This is a genomic window from Caenimonas sp. SL110 (genome assembly GCF_001044395.1).
Lineage (GTDB): Bacteria > Pseudomonadota > Gammaproteobacteria > Burkholderiales > Burkholderiaceae_C > Ramlibacter.
Map to the genome: position 1 here is coordinate 123,325 of NZ_JANU01000042.1, position 14,365 is coordinate 137,689.

A 14,365-nucleotide genomic window follows, 5' to 3' on the forward strand; every position below is an offset into this window, starting at 1 on the left:
AACTTCCCAAGGATCCATGCCCCATGAAAGACGCCCTCGCGACCGCGCCCCGGAACACACCCAAGACACCCAACACACCGCTCAAGGAAGTCATGGCCCAGTGCGAAATCTCGCAGGCCTGGCCCGAAGCCGCGCTGAAATTTGCACAGGGAGCTGGCGATTCGCCGACGTTTCTGCAAGAGCTCGCGCGAGACTGTGTGTTGAAGAAAAAGCCCGCTGAAACCAGGGTGACCGGCGACACGTAACATGGGCTGATGCACAACGCGAAGCCTTCAGGTGGCGATACCAACCGTGGCAACCAGCACCGCGGCAACAAGGCCGACCTGCCGAGCAAGCCATGCGCCACCTGCGGCCTGCCGATGACCTGGCGCCGCAGATGGGCGAAGAACTGGTCCGAGGTGAAGTACTGCAGCGAGGCTTGCCGACGCGGCAAGGCTTGACGATGAAGACGCCTCGATCGCTGGTGCTGGTGCTCGGCGACCAGCTCGACCTGGACGCCGCTGCCTTCGATGGCTTCGATCCAGCGCTGGACGCGGTCTGGATGGCCGAGGTGGCGCAGGAGTCGACGCATGTGTGGTCCAGCAAACAGCGCACGGCCTTGTTTCTGTCGGCGATGCGTCACTTTGCGGCTCAACTGCGCCAAGCAGGCCGGGTGCTGCACTACACGCGGCTTGATGAAGCAGACAACGCAGGCAGCCTGGGTGCGCAGCTGAAGACCGACATCCTTCGCCTGAAACCCACGCAACTGATCATGACGGCGCCGGGTGACTGGCGCGTGTTGCAGGACATCAAGGCGGTTGCTGCCGCGATGCAGCTACCGCTCGATGTCCGCGAGGACCGTCACTTCTTTACCACCGTGCGCGAATTTGCAGCCCATGCCAAGGGCCGCAAATCCCTGCGCATGGAGTACTTCTACCGGGAGCAGCGCAAGCGCCATGGCGTGCTGATGGAAGGTGGCGGTGCGATTGCACAGCCCACCGGCGGCCAGTGGAACTACGACAGCGACAACCGTGAGTCATTCGGCGCCGATGGGCCGGGCTTCGTGCCCGCGCGTGCCTCTTTCGAGGCCGATGAGATCACGCGCGAAGTGATCGCACTGGTCAACACGCAATTCGCCGACCATCCCGGCCAGCTCGACAGCTTCGCCTGGCCTGTCACGCGCGAGCAGGCGCTTGCGTCGCTTCAATCATTCATTGACGACCGGCTACCTCTTTTTGGCCGCTACCAGGATGCGATCTGGCCGGGCGACCCCTGGCTCTACCACTCGCATATTTCCTGCGCGCTCAACCTGAAGCTGCTCAATCCGCGCGAGGTGGTCGCAGCCGCCGAGCTCGCGTTGCGGGAAGGACGCGCACCCCTGGCCAGTGTCGAGGGCTTCATCCGCCAGATCCTGGGCTGGCGCGAATACGTGCGCGGCATCTACTGGACGCAGATGCCGGACTACGCCGGGCGCAACACACTGGGGGCCCACCACGACCTGCCGGCCTGGTACTGGAGCGGCGAGACGAACTTCGCCTGCCTGCGCGATGCACTCGCGCAGACGCTGACCCACGGCTACGCCAACCACATCCAGCGCCTGATGGTCACCGGCCTCTATGCGCTCATGCTCGGCGTCGAACCGAAGCAGGTCCACGAGTGGTACCTCGCGGTGTACGTCGATGCGGTGGAGTGGGTCGAATTGCCCAATACGCTGGGCATGAGCCAGTACGCCGATGGCGGCCTGATGGGCAGCAAGCCCTATGTGGCGACCGGCAAGTACATCCAGCGCATGAGCCCGCACTGCAAGGGCTGCCGCTACGACCCGGCCCTGAAGACCGGCGAGCGGGCCTGTCCGTTCACCACGCTGTACTGGGACTTGCTGATGCGCCACGAAACGCTGCTCGCGGCGAATCCGCGCATGGCGTTGCAGGTGAAAAACCTCGCCCGAATCACCGAGGCTGAACGGCAGGCTGTGAAGGATCGTGCGGGCGAGATTCGCAGCGGAAAAGTTGCTTGAACCTCAAGCGGGCTATTTGCAGGGCACTACTGGCAGGGCTCGAACCGCTCGCACGGCGCTGCAGTGCGAATGGCCGTGATCGTGTTTTCGCCATCTCGGCGCTCGGCGCGAAACTGCACGCTGGCCCCGTCCTTCAGACCCGATACCAGCTTGGGATCCACCACCCGAAACGTGATCGTTGAAAACGGCAGCTTGCCATTGGGCACGAGCTTCAGGCGGATGTAGTGACGCTTGCCGCCGTCCTCGGTGAAGACCGAGCGGACGACTGCGCGCGTGAAGACCGGCTCGGCTGGTTGCGCTGAAGCTGCAGGCCCCTGCACCAGCACGACCATTGCAAAGAACAGCGCCAGGCATTTGCGAAACGCCGTCACTGCAAGCCCGCGACTAGACGTTGAACAGGAAGTTCAGCACGTCGCCATCCTTGACCACGTACTCCTTGCCTTCGCTGCGCATCTTGCCTGCGTCCTTGGCGCCCTGCTCGCCCTTGAACCCGATGAAGTCGTCAAAGGCAATCGTCTGCGCACGGATGAATCCGCGTTCGAAATCAGTGTGAATCACGCCTGCCGCTTGCGGCGCGGTATCGCCGATATGAATCGTCCAGGCGCGAACTTCCTTCACGCCCGCCGTGAAGTACGTCTGCAGGCCGAGCAGCTTGAACGCCGAGCGGATCAGGCGGTTGAGGCCCGGCTCGTCCTGCCCGATCTCGGCCAGGAACATCTGCTTGTCTTCATCGCTCATGTCGGCCATTTCGGCTTCCATCTTGGCGCAGATGGCGACCACCGGGGCGTTCTGCTTTTGCGCATAGGCGCGCAACTGGTCGAGGTGGGCGTTGTTCTCGAATCCGGTTTCGTCCACGTTGCCCACGAACATCGCAGGCTTGGCGGTGATGAGGCACAGCGGCTTGAGCAGCGCCATTTCTTCATCGGTGAATTTCATCGCACGAACCGGCACCGCTTCGTTCAGGCCGGCCTGCACGCGCGGCAGCAGCTTGGCCAGCTTTTCGGCTTCCTTGTCGTTGCCCGAGCGCGCGTTCTTGGCCGCGCGATGCAGCGTCTTGTCAACGGTGCCCAGGTCGGCCAGGCACAGCTCGGTCTGGATGACCTCGATATCGGCGACGGGGTCGATCTTGTTGTTGACGTGGATGACGTTGGCGTCGTCAAAGCAGCGCACCACGTTCACGATCGCGTCCGTCTCGCGGATGTGCGCCAGGAACTGGTTGCCCAGGCCCTCGCCCTTGCTCGCACCGGCCACCAGGCCGGCAATATCGACGAACTCGACAATGGCCGGAACCACGCGTTCTGGCTTGACGACGGCTGCGAGCTGCGTCAGCCGCGGATCAGGCAATTCGACGATGCCCACATTGGGCTCGATGGTGCAGAAAGGGTAGTTTTCCGCAGCGATACCCGCCTTGGTCAAGGCATTGAACAAGGTGGACTTGCCCACGTTGGGCAGACCGACAATCCCGCACTTCAAACTCATGAATGTTCCAGCAAATCTAGGGGCAAAGTGTATGCCATGCGCTTTCAGTCAAAGCGCCAGTCGGCAGTGACGCGCTGGCCGACCCGCAGTACCTCATCAAAGCCCTTGAGCGTGACGAGATTCATGCCGAATGAGACCGCGCCCTGGACGACCGGGTTGCTTCGATAGGTTTGCAGTGCATCCGAAACGTGAGGAGCCACTTCGCCTGTCGCCGGGTCGACATTGGGAATCGGGCAGCGCGCGCAGGGCTTCACGCCCTTGAGCTCGATGGCGCCGTCGTCCCCGATCCGCATCACGTCCATCCTGTCTTCGTCATGCGCTTCCAGGCCCGCCAGCACGATGTTCGGCCTGAACCGCTCGATGCCCACCGCGCCATGACCGGCCGCCTCCAGGCGCCGGTTGAGTTCGGCCAGCGAGCCTTCGCTGGCAACCAGGATCGGGTAGCCGTCGCTGAACTGGTTGAGTGCCTCCACGTCCCCTGTCCATTGCCGGCTCGATGCGCGGCGCTCGTCGGGATCGAACCGCACCAGCCGCAGCTTCTGCCCGAGGAAGTCGGTAAACCACTGGGCCGCCGTGTTGCCCATGTCGTAGGCCTTGACTTCGTCGTCCCAGATGCGAACACGCGTCGGCTCTTCCACAGCCTCGATCGACAGGTGCAGCGCCAGCATGCCGGGGGCGCGCAGCACCACTTCGCTGTGCTTGAGCTGGACCTTCACCAGCGCCATGCGCGGCAGCTCGCGCTGGCTCATGAACTCGCCCTGCTCATCGACCACCATCCAGGCCCGGTCCAGGTCGAGCCCGGTTTCGGTCAGGACCGACTCCGTCAACTCCACGCCAGCGCAGGATTTCAGGGGGTAGACAAAGATTCGCGCAATGCGCGTGGTGACGTCGGGCGTATCGGTGGTCATGGGATTGGAAAACCGGGGGGCTTGGTGGTGTGCAGTGCCGCGATTGTGCCCGCCTCCTACAATCCCCACATGGCCCTCGATGTCTGTATCCGCGGTGCCGGCGTAGTGGGCCGGACCCTGGCTTTGCTGCTGGCGCGAGAGCGACTGCGAGTAGGGCTCGTGCGCGACACCACCACCCCCTCATCCCCTGCGTCCGGCGCGAACAGCGACGTGCGCGCCTTTGCGCTCAACGCGGCTTCCAGGGATTTGCTGGAGCAGTTGCGCGCCTGGCCCGACCTGCAGCACGCCACGCCGGTCACAGGCATGCGCGTGCATGGCGATGAAGGCGGCGAAGTCCAGTTCGACTCCGAGGCCACGCAGGCAGCAGCGCTCGCCTGGATTGTCGATGTGCCCGCGCTGCAGGACCGGCTGGCGCAGGCCCTTCAATTCCAGCCGCTCGTCCAGTGGCTCGATGAGCCCCAGCCCGCAACCCTGACTGTCGTTTGCGAAGGCCGCTCCAGTGCAACGCGTGCCGACTACGGTGTGCAATACGCTGTCACCCCCTACCCCCAGAAAGCCATTGCCGCCCGGCTCAATTGCGAACGGCCTCACGGATCGCTCGCCCGACAGTGGTTCGACGATGGCGAAATCCTCGCTTTCCTGCCCATGGCCGGGAACTCGGTGGCGCTTGTGTGGTCAGTCCATGGCGACAGGGCGTCCGGGTTGCTCGAACTCGATGCTGCGGCATTCGAGACGCAGCTCGAAGCAGCCAGCCACCACGAATTGGGCAAGCTCACCCTGACCAGCGAACGCGCCGCATGGCCGCTGCAACTGGCCACGGCCGACCGCTGGTGCGGACAGGGCTGGGTGCTGGCCGGAGATGCGGCGCATACCGTGCATCCGCTGGCCGGCCAGGGGCTGAACCTGGGATTGGCCGATGCGCGAGAGCTGGCACAGGCTGTGCACGAGCGTGAGTACTGGCGAGGCGTCGGCGACCTGGCCTTGCTCAGGCGCTATGAGCGTTCGCGCAAGGCCGACGTGATGGCGATGGGCGCGGCGACCGACGGCCTGCAGCAACTGTTCGCGCAGCAGGCGGAACCGTGGGCGAGCTTGCGCAACTGGGGCATGACGGCCTTCAACCGCAGCGGCCCGATCAAGGACTGGGTCGCACGGCAAGCCATGGGGCGCCTTTAGAACAACCGGATTGAACGACAGAGTGACTGGAATTTCGATGAACCTGATCAAGAATGTGGCGGCCTGTCTGCTGATGGCCGCGGGCCTGATTTCCACGGCGGGCGCGCAGGCCGATGAAGCGCAAATTCGCAAGACGCTGCAAGAGCGCCTGCCGCGCCTGGGCAAGATTGACGATGTGACCAAGGCGCCGATGCCGGGGCTTTACGAAATCCGTGTCGGCACCGACCTGTTCTACAGCGACGCCGATGGCAACTACCTCATCCACGGCATGCTGATCGACACCAAGGGCCAGAAGAACCTGACCGAAGCGCGCCAGGAAAAGCTGCTCGCAATCGACTTCAACCAGCTGCCGCTGAAAGACGCATTCACCATCGTGCGCGGCAACGGCAAGCGCAAGATCGCGATTTTCGAAGACCCCAACTGCGGCTACTGCAAGCGCTTTGAACGCGACCTGCTCAAGGTCGATAACGTGACCGTGCACATGTTCCTCTATCCGATCCTGGGGCCTGACTCCACCGACAAGTCGCGCAACATCTGGTGCGCCGCCGACAAGGGCGCCGCATGGCTCGACTGGATGGTGCGCGACAAGGCTGCTCCACGCGCGACCTGCGACAGCGCCGCAGTGACCCGCAACGTCGAATTCGGCAAGAAGTACAAGATCTCCGGCACGCCCACATTGATCATGGCAAACGGCACACGCGTGCCCGGCGCCATCACCGCAGCCGACCTGGAAAAGCTGCTGGCCGAGGCGAAGTGAGCCTGACCGCACGCACAGCAGGCACCGCAGGCGTTCACTACCAGGTCGAAGCCGCCGACCTGAACGCGCATCTGTGGCGCGTGACCCTCACTGTCGAACAACCCGCCGCGCAGCAAACGGTGTCGCTGCCCGCGTGGATTCCCGGCAGCTACCTGCTGCGCGAGTTTGCAAAGAACCTGCAGCGGCTTGCCGCTCGCCAGGGCAGCAAGGCCGTCAACCTGCAGCAACTCGACAAGGCGACCTGGCAAGTCGAATGCGTGCCCAGCAGCCCTCTCGTGCTGACGTACGAGGTTTACGCCTTCGACAATTCGGTGCGCACGGCTTGGCTCGACGCCAACCGCGGGTTCTTCAACGGCACCAGCCTGTGCCTGAAAGTGCATGGACAGGAGACATCGCCGCACTCGGTCGAGTTGCTCCCGGTCGCGAGCAAGCCCAACTGGGAGGCCGCCACCGGTCTGCCCGCGTACAAGGTCGGCAAGCGCGGCTTTGGCACCTATGTCGCAAGCGACTACGACGAGCTGGTGGATTGCCCGGTTGAAATGGGCGCATTCTGGAGCGCGGACTTCAAGGCGGGTGGCGTGCCGCACCGCGTTGTCGTCGCAGGTGCGGCCGAGTCGTTCGATGGCGCCCGATTCACGGCTGACGTGCAGAAGATCTGCGAAGCCGAGATCCGCTTCTGGCACGCATCCAAAGGCCCGGCGAGCCGCACCGGCAAGCGCACGCCGCACAAGAGCTACCTGTTCATGCTCAATTGCGTGGACGACGGCTATGGCGGCCTGGAGCATCGCAATTCGACAGCCTTGATTGCATCGCGCCGCGACCTTCCGCGCGTGGGCGAATCGCGCAAGACCGATGGCTACGTCACGCTGCTGGGCCTGGTCAGCCACGAGTATTTCCACACCTGGAACGTCAAGCACCTGCGGCCTGCCGAGTTCACCAACTACGACTACGCGCGTGAGAACTACACGCAGCTGCTGTGGTTTTTTGAAGGCTTCACCAGCTACTACGACGACGTGCTGCTGCGCCGCGCAGGCGTCATCGACGACACGGTGTATTTCAAGCTGCTCAACAAGACCATCAACCAGGTCATGCAGACGCCCGGCCGCGAAGTGCAGGCGGTGGCGCAGGCGAGCTTCGATGCCTGGGTGAAGTACTACCGCCAGGACGAGAACACACCCAATGCCACGGTGAGCTACTACACCAAGGGTTCGCTGGTGGCCCTGTGCTTTGACCTCACGCTGCGTGCCGAGGGACGCACCACGCTCGATGACGTGATGCGCGCGCTGTGGCAGCGCTGCAAGGCCGGGCCGATGACAGAGGCGGACTTTGCAGCCGTGCTCAAGGAACTGGGCGGCCGGGCGTTCACGCGCGAGATCGCGGCCTGGGTTCACGGCACCAAAGAGCTGCCGCTGGAAGAGCTGCTCAAGCCCTTTGGCGTCAACGTTGTGCAGGACCCTTCGCAACTGCAGCAGCGCCTGGGCGTTCGGGTGACAGAAAACTCCGGCATCCAGGTCAAGACGGTGCTGCGCGGCGGCGCAGCGGAGCAGGCGGGCATCGCAGCGGGCGACGAATGGATCGGCGTCGAGGTGGCGGGCCACGGATGGCGCATGGGCAAGCTCGACGACCTGCTGCTCTATGCGGGCCATCACAAGAAGATGCAGGTGCTCGTCTCGCGTGACCGCCGCCTCATGCGGCTGGAGTTGAACCTGCCGGCTTCTTCCATCACCTGGCGGCTGGTCGTGCGCGATGCCGCATTGGTCCAGCCATGGCTGGCTCCGCAGACCTGAGGACCCGCCGCGAGGCGCGCTCTCCCAAGGGCAGGGGCGTGCGCTTGCTGGCCCTGGCGCTGTTCGTTCTGCTGGCGCATCTGCTGGTCGTCGAGCTCATGTGGCACACCATCACCGACGCATCCGAACTGCGGTCGATGACCACGCCGATGTTCACGCGCATGCTCACGCCCGAAGCGCCGCCGGTCGTCGTGGCGCAGGCACCGCCGCCGCCAGCGCGCAAGGCCACACCACGCCGGCCGTCGATCACCACGGTGCCTTCAGCCGTCGCACCTGTGCCCGTTGCGTCCGAGCCGGCGCCGCCCGATATCCCCGTGGCAGCGACACCTGCGCCACCCGAGCCCGCCCCGGCGCCCGCTGAACCTGCGGTCCCTCCAGAAGCCGCGCAGGCGCAGGCCAACGCGATCCCGCCCGTCATTGGCATGGACGCGGTCGCAGCGCCCGCCTACCTGAACGACTGGCCTGCGGACACGCGGCTGACTTACCGGCTGAGCGGCATCTTTCGCGGACCGCTGCATGGCAAGGCCCAGGTGCAATGGCAACGCGAGGGCGCGCAGTACCAGGTGCGAGTCGCGATCGATCCAAACCTGCTACCTGGCTGGGTGATGACGAGCCAGGGCGAGGTGCTCGCTGAAGGACTCTCGCCGCGTGTTTACGAGGAAGTGCAGATCAATCGCACGCGCACGGTGCGGGTCGGCGAATCGGCCGTGACCCTGAACGACGGCCGCAGTGTGCCCAAGCCGGCCAACGTGCAGGACACAGCCAGCCAGTTCATCGAGTTGAGCCACCGGTTCGCAACCGGGCAGGTTGCCCTCGCGGCTGCGGGGCAGATCAGCGTGTATCTCGCAAGGCCGGGCGCCGTGGACCTGTGGACCTACGACATCACCGGACCGGAGTTTCTGGAGACGAAACTCGGACGCCTGGAGACCTGGCACCTCAAGCCCCGGCCGATTGCCAACCCGCGCGGCAACATCACGCCGGAAATCTGGTTTGCACCGGCGCTGCGGTTTCTGCCGGTGCGGATTCGGGTGAATCAGGGGGAGGAGAATTTTGTCGACCTGGTGGTGGAGCAGATCGAGCAGCGGTGAGATGGCAGCAAGAGTGGTTGCATCAGGCGCTGCATGGATTGCGGGTCGAGCCCGCAATGACAGCCCTACCCTTGTCATGCCGGACTCGATCCGGCATCCACCGCGAAGCGACAACCGCCTCACCGATCTACAACTTGCGCTGATCCACCACCCGCTTGGCCTTGCCCAGGCTGCGCTCAACACCTCCGGTCGCGCGCAGCTCGATCACTGCACTGGTGCCGATGTACGTCTTGATTTCGTGCGCAAGCCTCTGCGCAGCGGCTTGCGCCTCGGACGACTCATGCGACAAATCCTGCCGCGTCTCCACGGCCACCGTCAATGAATCCATCGGCCCTTCGCGCGTGAGAATGCACTGGTAGTGTGGCGCAAGCTCGGCGCACTTGAGGATCAACTCTTCGATCTGCGTGGGGAACACATTCACGCCGCGCACGATCATCATGTCGTCGCTGCGACCGGTGATCTTTTCCATGCGCCGCATCGTGCGCGCTGTACCGGGTAGCAGGCGCGTGAGGTCGCGCGTGCGGTAACGAATGATGGGAAGCGCTTCCTTGGTGAGGCTGGTGAAAACCAGCTCACCGAATTGCCCGTCGGGCATCAGCTCGCCGGTTTCGGGGTCGATGATCTCCGGATAGAAATGATCTTCCCAGATCGTGGGGCCGTCCTTGGTCTCGATGCATTCATTGGCCACGCCCGGCCCCATCACTTCCGACAGGCCATAGATATCGACCGCATCCATGCCCATGCGCGCTTCGATGTTGGTGCGCATGTCGTTGGTCCAGGGCTCCGCGCCGAAGATGCCCAGACGCAGGCTCGACTTGTTGGGATCCAGCCCCTGCCGCTCGAATTCATCGGCGATCGCGAGCATGTAGCTGGGTGTCACCATGATGATGTCGGGGCGGAAATCGTGGATCAGTTGCACCTGCCGTTCGGTTTGCCCGCCACCGAAAGGCACGACCGTGAGGCCGAGTTTTTCCGCACCGTAATGCGCGCCCAGTCCGCCGGTAAAAAGCCCGTAGCCATAGCTCACATGCACCATGTCGCCGCGCATCGCCCCCGATGCGCGAATGCTGCGCGCCATGACGTGTGCCCATGTGTCGATGTCGCCCTGGGTGTAGCCAACCACCGTCGGCTTGCCGGTGGTGCCGCTGGAGGCATGGATGCGCGCGCATTGCTCGCGTGGCACCGCGAACATGCCGAAGGGATAGGCGCCTCGAAGATCGTCCTTGGTGGTGAACGGAAACTTCGCGAGATCGGCCAGCGAGGTGCAGTCATCGGGATGAACGCCGGCTGCATCGAACTTGGCGCGATAGACAGGCGAGTTCGCGTAAGCATGGGCGAGCGTTGCGCGCAGCCGCTTGAACTGCAAGGCGCGCAGCTCATCGATGGAGGCCGTTTCAATGGGTTCAAGTGCGAATGGGTTCATGGCTGTTGAATGACTTGCCCTGTGATCGCCGCGCTCTTGCCGCGAAACATCGCGACGATCTCATCGCGCTGGTTGGTCACCTTCATGTCGTAGATGCCATGCCGTCCCTGGAGCATCTGCTCCACGCCCTCGCAGGTCAGCACATCACCGAGCTTGCCGGCCTTGAGGAATTCAATGCTGCAACCGGCTGCAACCGTCACCTGGTTGCGGCTGTTGCACGCAAACGCAAAGGTCGAATCGGCCAGCGTGAAGATGAATCCACCGTGGCAGATGAGGTGGCCGTTGAGCATGCATTCGCGAACCGGCATGCGCATCACGGCACGGCCCGGCTCGCAACTCACCAGCTCCATCTGCATGAAGTCGCGGCTGGCACGGTCTGCAGCGAACATCGATTCGCCGACCCTGGCGGCGAGGGCTTCGGGCGTCATCAGTTGCCCCTGAATTGCGCAGGACGTTTTTGCAGGAAGGCCGTCACGCCTTCGATGTAATCGTGCGTGCGGCCCAGCGCCGATTGCGTATCGCGCTCCAGGTCCAACTGCTGGTCGAGGTTGTTGCTGGCCGCGGCGCCAAGCAGCTGGCGGGTGGCGACGAGGGCCTGGGTCGGCATGGCTGCAAGGCGTTCGGCCAGCTTCATCGCCGACTCCACGCAGTCCTGGCCCTCGGGCGCGACGTCCCAGATCATTCCCCACTCTTTCGCGTCTTTGGCGCTGAGCTTGTCGCCGAGCATCGCGGCGCCCATCGCGCGGGCGAGGCCGAGCTTCTTGACGAGAAACCAGCTGCCGCCCGCGTCGGGGATGAGCCCGATCTTGCTGAATGCCTGGATGAAACTCGCGTTCGATGCAGCGACGGCCAGATCGCAGGTCATCGCCAGCGATGCACCTGCACCGGCCGCCACGCCATTGACCGCAGCAATGGTGGGCACGCGCAGCGCCTGCAATTTGCGAACGGTCGGATTGAAGGCCTGGTCGATGACCGGGCCGGGGTTGGCCCGCTCGACGAGATTCGGGCCTTCCGCGAAATCGAACTCGGCAAGATCGGCGCCCGCGCAAAACCCGCGCCCTGCACCGGTGATGACCAGCGCCCGGATCGACTCATCGGCCTGGATCTTTTCAAAGGCAGCCCACAGCTCCTGGTGCATCTGCCGCGTGAAACTGTTGAGTGCCTGGGGGCGGTTCAGCGTGATGAGCGCGACAGCGCCACGCGTCGAAAAAAGGACGGACGATTCGGACATGCAGGTCTCCTTGGGAGGCACTCTAACATTGGCCGACCGCGTGGTCGGTTAACGTTTTCACTGGCGATATAGTCGTGCGATCCAATCCGAGGAGTTGAGTCATGGCATACGAAATGATCGAAGTGCGCACCGAAGCGGGCAAGGTGGGCATCGTCACGCTGAACCGGCCCAAGCAGATGAACGCGTTGAACAACCAGTTGATGGACGAGATGGGCGCAGCGCTCAAGGCATTCGATGCCGACGAAGCCATCGGCTGCATGATCGTCACGGGCAGCGAGAAGGCTTTTGCTGCCGGTGCGGACATCGGCGCCATGGCGACCTATTCGTTCGCAGATGTCTACAAGGGCGACTACATCACCCGCAACTGGGAGACGATCCGTTCGATCCGCAAGCCGGTGATTGCCGCTGTCAGCGGATTTGCGCTCGGTGGCGGATGCGAGCTGGCCATGATGTGCGACTTCATCATCGCCGCCGACAACGCGCGCTTCGGCCAGCCCGAGATCAAGCTCGGCATCATCCCTGGTGCTGGCGGCACGCAGCGCCTGCCGCGCGCTGTCGGCAAGGCCAAGGCGATGGACCTCGCGCTGACCGGCCGCATGATGAATGCCGATGAAGCCGAGCGCGGCGGGCTTGTGAGCCGCGTCGTGCCGCTGGACAAGCTGATGGAAGAAGCGCTGGGCGCGGCGCTGATGATCTGCGACTACTCGCAGATCGCCGTGATGGCCGCCAAGGAATCCATCAACCGCTCTTTTGAATCAGGCCTGTCCGACGGCGTGATGTTCGAGCGCCGCATCTTCCACGCCCTCTTTGCAACCACCGACCAGAAGGAAGGCATGGATGCCTTCGTGAACAAGCGCAAGGCGCAGTTCAAGCACCAATAACCGGATTCATCAGGTCGTCAGCGCACCAGCAGGCGGTCAACCTCTTCCTGCAGCGCGCGCATTGCTTCGGGTTGCGGTTGTCCGGCAACGGTCGATCCTGGAGGGGATCGCGGCGCCCATCGGATTGAAGGTCCGGCGACATCGACGATGACGCGCAACTCGTCGCCCTCGCGCACTTCGATGCGGATGGCTTGTGCATCGATGACGCCGGTCGCCGCGATGGAGCGGGCCGCTGCCTCCATCAGCGCAGCAAGCCTCGCGCCCTGTTCGCGCGAGACCTCTACGACCCGACCTCCACTGACGACACGAAGCTGCGTCCAACCCGCGGGAAGCGTGGGCGGCGCGGCGCGCAAGTCCTGCCGGAGCGCTGTAGATGGCGCGGCTGCGCGCGCGGCAGGCGGCGGCGGTGCAGCCTGTGGCGCGGCGGTGCCAGCCGCGCGCGACTCACTCGCCTCGGCTCGTTCCGGCGCCGCCGGCCGTGATGCTTCGGCTGGCGCGGGTGCGGGGGCCGGTACAAGCGAAGGTGCGGGCGATGACTTCGACAGCGCATCGGACGGCTTGTCGCGCACGGCATCCGCATTGTCTGCGCGCTCGCGGGGCGCTTGCGCCTTGCGAGATTCAGTAGTCGGCGGCTGCGCCGAGGCGGCAGCGGGCACGGTTGGCGAACTGGACGCTGGCGCTGGTTGCGGGGTTGGCGCAACCGTCGCAGGCCGGTCCGCATCCGTCTTCGCGCCGGGAATCTCTTCATCGCGCCACAAGAGTGTGACCAGCGTTGCAAGCGCGATGGTGGCCAGGACGGCATTCCACGGCATGCGGCGATCGCCCGTCGCAGGCCACAGCTTTCGCCACCACTGCACTGCGACAGGCGCCGGCCGCGATGCCACTGCGCGATGTGCAAAGTCGCGCACCTTGGCACGCGTGACTTCTGCGGGGCGCAGTCCGTCGTCGGGCGCAGCCTCCAGCGCCTGGTGCAATCGTGCGTCTCGCAGATCGGTCATCGCGCCGGCTCCATGACCTGCAGGTACTGCTGCATGCAGCCGCGCAACTTCTGCAGCGCATAGCGCAGGCGACTCTTGGCGGTTTCGAATTGAAGCCCCAGGCGCTGAGCCAGGTCCTCCACGCTTGCACCGTCTTCATGATGCAAGAGGAACGCAGCGCGCTGCGCATCGGGCAATTCATCGAGGCAGTGCAAAAGCTGCTGGCCCGCAGCACGCCAGAATGCCGTGTCCTCGCTCGACGGATGCGTCATGTCCAGCTTGCCGGCGATCCAGTCGAGCGGATCGTCACCCTCTTCATCACCCTGCACAACGATCTCGCGACCACTCACGCGCAGCCGGTCCATCGCCGCGTTATGCGCGATGGTGAAGGCCCAGGTGCGCCACTTCGCGCCCTGCGGCTGGAACGTGTCGCGCGCCGAAACGATACGCATCCACGTGTCCTGGAACACCTCGTCGGCCTGGGACGCGAGCGACGCGCCCAGCACACGCCGCACGAACCGGAACAACGCCGATTCATTGCGCGCATAGAGCATGTCGAACGCAGCGGCGTCGCCTTGTGCGTAGGCCAGCATCAGTTGCTCATCGGAAGTGAGGGGCTGGACAGAGGTGTCGCGCAAGTCGCGATGGGCGCGGGGCATGAAGTG

The 14,365-nt window shown here is 64.3% G+C and carries 16 protein-coding genes; 8 read left to right on the forward strand and 8 right to left on the reverse strand.

Translation table 11 applies throughout. From position 1 onward, the window contains the following. Positions 1 to 23: 23 nt before the first annotated feature. Genes AQ12_RS18630 through AQ12_RS18640 form a run of 3 tightly spaced genes read left to right on the forward strand, consistent with a single transcriptional unit; the run spans position 24 to position 1,996 of the window. On the forward strand, positions 24 to 245 hold the full coding sequence (locus AQ12_RS18630) for a hypothetical protein (RefSeq protein ID WP_048441456.1): 222 nt from the start codon (positions 24 to 26) through the stop codon (positions 243 to 245). A 9-nt stretch (positions 246 to 254) separates the two neighbouring features. Next, entirely contained in the window at positions 255 to 440 is a 186-nt protein-coding gene (locus AQ12_RS18635; RefSeq protein WP_048441457.1) for a DUF2256 domain-containing protein, read from the forward strand. Between the two features lie 2 nt (positions 441 to 442). Continuing rightward, complete coding sequence (locus AQ12_RS18640; protein ID WP_048441458.1) at positions 443 to 1,996, forward strand: cryptochrome/photolyase family protein; 1,554 nt, start codon at positions 443 to 445, stop codon at positions 1,994 to 1,996. Positions 1,997 to 2,022: 26 nt separating this feature from the next. Here the strand turns inward: AQ12_RS18640 and AQ12_RS18645 are convergent, their stop codons facing one another. From AQ12_RS18645 to AQ12_RS18655, 3 genes are read right to left on the reverse strand one after another with little or no spacing between them, the layout of a single operon-like run. Continuing rightward, positions 2,023 to 2,367, reverse strand: a complete 345-nt coding sequence (locus AQ12_RS18645; RefSeq protein ID WP_053076796.1) for a copper-binding protein — start codon at positions 2,365 to 2,367, stop codon at positions 2,023 to 2,025. 13 nt (positions 2,368 to 2,380) lie between these two features. Further along, complete coding sequence (gene ychF, locus AQ12_RS18650) at positions 2,381 to 3,475, reverse strand: redox-regulated ATPase YchF (protein WP_048441459.1); 1,095 nt, start codon at positions 3,473 to 3,475, stop codon at positions 2,381 to 2,383. A 44-nt stretch (positions 3,476 to 3,519) separates the two neighbouring features. Beyond that, complete coding sequence (locus AQ12_RS18655) at positions 3,520 to 4,383, reverse strand: MOSC domain-containing protein (RefSeq protein WP_048441460.1); 864 nt, start codon at positions 4,381 to 4,383, stop codon at positions 3,520 to 3,522. A 69-nt stretch (positions 4,384 to 4,452) separates the two neighbouring features. On the opposite strand from AQ12_RS18655, the gene AQ12_RS18660 reads away from it, so the two are divergent. The 4 genes from AQ12_RS18660 to AQ12_RS23485 are packed head-to-tail and all read left to right on the forward strand — an operon-like array spanning position 4,453 to position 9,188. After that, a complete protein-coding gene (locus tag AQ12_RS18660) occupies positions 4,453 to 5,556 on the forward strand; it encodes an FAD-dependent monooxygenase (protein ID WP_048441508.1) in 1,104 nt (367 codons plus the stop codon). A 37-nt stretch (positions 5,557 to 5,593) separates the two neighbouring features. Then, positions 5,594 to 6,313 carry a DsbC family protein gene (locus tag AQ12_RS18665; RefSeq protein ID WP_048441461.1) on the forward strand — a complete coding sequence of 240 codons (720 nt, stop codon included), beginning with the start codon at positions 5,594 to 5,596 and terminating at the stop codon, positions 6,311 to 6,313. A 2-nt stretch (positions 6,314 to 6,315) separates the two neighbouring features. Further along, positions 6,316 to 8,100 carry a M61 family metallopeptidase gene (locus AQ12_RS18670; protein WP_048441509.1) on the forward strand — a complete coding sequence of 595 codons (1,785 nt, stop codon included), beginning with the start codon at positions 6,316 to 6,318 and terminating at the stop codon, positions 8,098 to 8,100. Next, a complete protein-coding gene (locus AQ12_RS23485) occupies positions 8,079 to 9,188 on the forward strand; it encodes a DUF3108 domain-containing protein (protein ID WP_048441462.1) in 1,110 nt (369 codons plus the stop codon). The genes AQ12_RS18670 and AQ12_RS23485 overlap by 22 nt, the downstream gene beginning before the upstream one ends. 127 nt (positions 9,189 to 9,315) lie before the next feature. Here the strand turns inward: AQ12_RS23485 and paaK are convergent, their stop codons facing one another. Genes paaK through AQ12_RS18690 form a run of 3 tightly spaced genes read right to left on the reverse strand, consistent with a single transcriptional unit; the run spans position 9,316 to position 11,842 of the window. Beyond that, positions 9,316 to 10,611 (reverse strand): phenylacetate--CoA ligase PaaK, encoded by a 1,296-nt coding sequence (paaK, locus tag AQ12_RS18680; protein ID WP_048441463.1) that lies wholly within the window; start codon positions 10,609 to 10,611, stop codon positions 9,316 to 9,318. Beyond that, a complete protein-coding gene (gene paaI / locus AQ12_RS18685) occupies positions 10,608 to 11,039 on the reverse strand; it encodes a hydroxyphenylacetyl-CoA thioesterase PaaI (RefSeq protein ID WP_048441464.1) in 432 nt (143 codons plus the stop codon). Before paaI ends, paaK begins: the two co-directional genes overlap by 4 nt. Further along, positions 11,039 to 11,842, reverse strand: coding sequence for an enoyl-CoA hydratase-related protein (locus tag AQ12_RS18690; protein WP_048441465.1), 804 nt, complete (start codon positions 11,840 to 11,842; stop codon positions 11,039 to 11,041). Before AQ12_RS18690 ends, paaI begins: the two co-directional genes overlap by 1 nt. Before the next feature lie 101 nt (positions 11,843 to 11,943). Here AQ12_RS18690 and AQ12_RS18695 point away from each other — a divergent pair, with 101 nt between their 5' ends. Next, complete coding sequence (locus tag AQ12_RS18695; RefSeq protein ID WP_048441466.1) at positions 11,944 to 12,723, forward strand: enoyl-CoA hydratase; 780 nt, start codon at positions 11,944 to 11,946, stop codon at positions 12,721 to 12,723. A 17-nt stretch (positions 12,724 to 12,740) separates the two neighbouring features. Here the strand turns inward: AQ12_RS18695 and AQ12_RS22255 are convergent, their stop codons facing one another. Beyond that, positions 12,741 to 13,721, reverse strand: a complete 981-nt coding sequence (locus tag AQ12_RS22255) for a hypothetical protein (RefSeq protein WP_053076797.1) — start codon at positions 13,719 to 13,721, stop codon at positions 12,741 to 12,743. After that, positions 13,718 to 14,359, reverse strand: a complete 642-nt coding sequence (locus AQ12_RS18705; RefSeq protein ID WP_048441467.1) for a sigma-70 family RNA polymerase sigma factor — start codon at positions 14,357 to 14,359, stop codon at positions 13,718 to 13,720. The genes AQ12_RS22255 and AQ12_RS18705 overlap by 4 nt, the downstream gene beginning before the upstream one ends. Positions 14,360 to 14,365 lie beyond the last annotated feature (6 nt).

What these genes read in the sequence shown, in the direction of transcription:
- AQ12_RS18630 (WP_048441456.1), top strand. Translation starts at nt 24, where the DNA reads ATGAAAGACGCCCTCGCGACCGCGCCCCGGAACACACCCAAGACACCC.
- AQ12_RS18635 (WP_048441457.1), top strand. Translation starts at nt 255, where the DNA reads ATGCACAACGCGAAGCCTTCAGGTGGCGATACCAACCGTGGCAACCAG.
- AQ12_RS18640 (WP_048441458.1), top strand. Translation starts at nt 443, where the DNA reads ATGAAGACGCCTCGATCGCTGGTGCTGGTGCTCGGCGACCAGCTCGAC.
- ychF (WP_048441459.1), bottom strand. Translation starts at nt 3,475, where the DNA reads ATGAGTTTGAAGTGCGGGATTGTCGGTCTGCCCAACGTGGGCAAGTCC.
- AQ12_RS18655 (WP_048441460.1), bottom strand. Translation starts at nt 4,383, where the DNA reads ATGACCACCGATACGCCCGACGTCACCACGCGCATTGCGCGAATCTTT.
- AQ12_RS18660 (WP_048441508.1), top strand. Translation starts at nt 4,453, where the DNA reads ATGGCCCTCGATGTCTGTATCCGCGGTGCCGGCGTAGTGGGCCGGACC.
- AQ12_RS18665 (WP_048441461.1), top strand. Translation starts at nt 5,594, where the DNA reads ATGAACCTGATCAAGAATGTGGCGGCCTGTCTGCTGATGGCCGCGGGC.
- AQ12_RS23485 (WP_048441462.1), top strand. Translation starts at nt 8,079, where the DNA reads ATGGCTGGCTCCGCAGACCTGAGGACCCGCCGCGAGGCGCGCTCTCCC.
- paaK (WP_048441463.1), bottom strand. Translation starts at nt 10,611, where the DNA reads ATGAACCCATTCGCACTTGAACCCATTGAAACGGCCTCCATCGATGAG.
- paaI (WP_048441464.1), bottom strand. Translation starts at nt 11,039, where the DNA reads ATGACGCCCGAAGCCCTCGCCGCCAGGGTCGGCGAATCGATGTTCGCT.
- AQ12_RS18690 (WP_048441465.1), bottom strand. Translation starts at nt 11,842, where the DNA reads ATGTCCGAATCGTCCGTCCTTTTTTCGACGCGTGGCGCTGTCGCGCTC.
- AQ12_RS18695 (WP_048441466.1), top strand. Translation starts at nt 11,944, where the DNA reads ATGGCATACGAAATGATCGAAGTGCGCACCGAAGCGGGCAAGGTGGGC.
- AQ12_RS22255 (WP_053076797.1), bottom strand. Translation starts at nt 13,721, where the DNA reads ATGACCGATCTGCGAGACGCACGATTGCACCAGGCGCTGGAGGCTGCG.
- AQ12_RS18705 (WP_048441467.1), bottom strand. Translation starts at nt 14,359, where the DNA reads ATGCCCCGCGCCCATCGCGACTTGCGCGACACCTCTGTCCAGCCCCTC.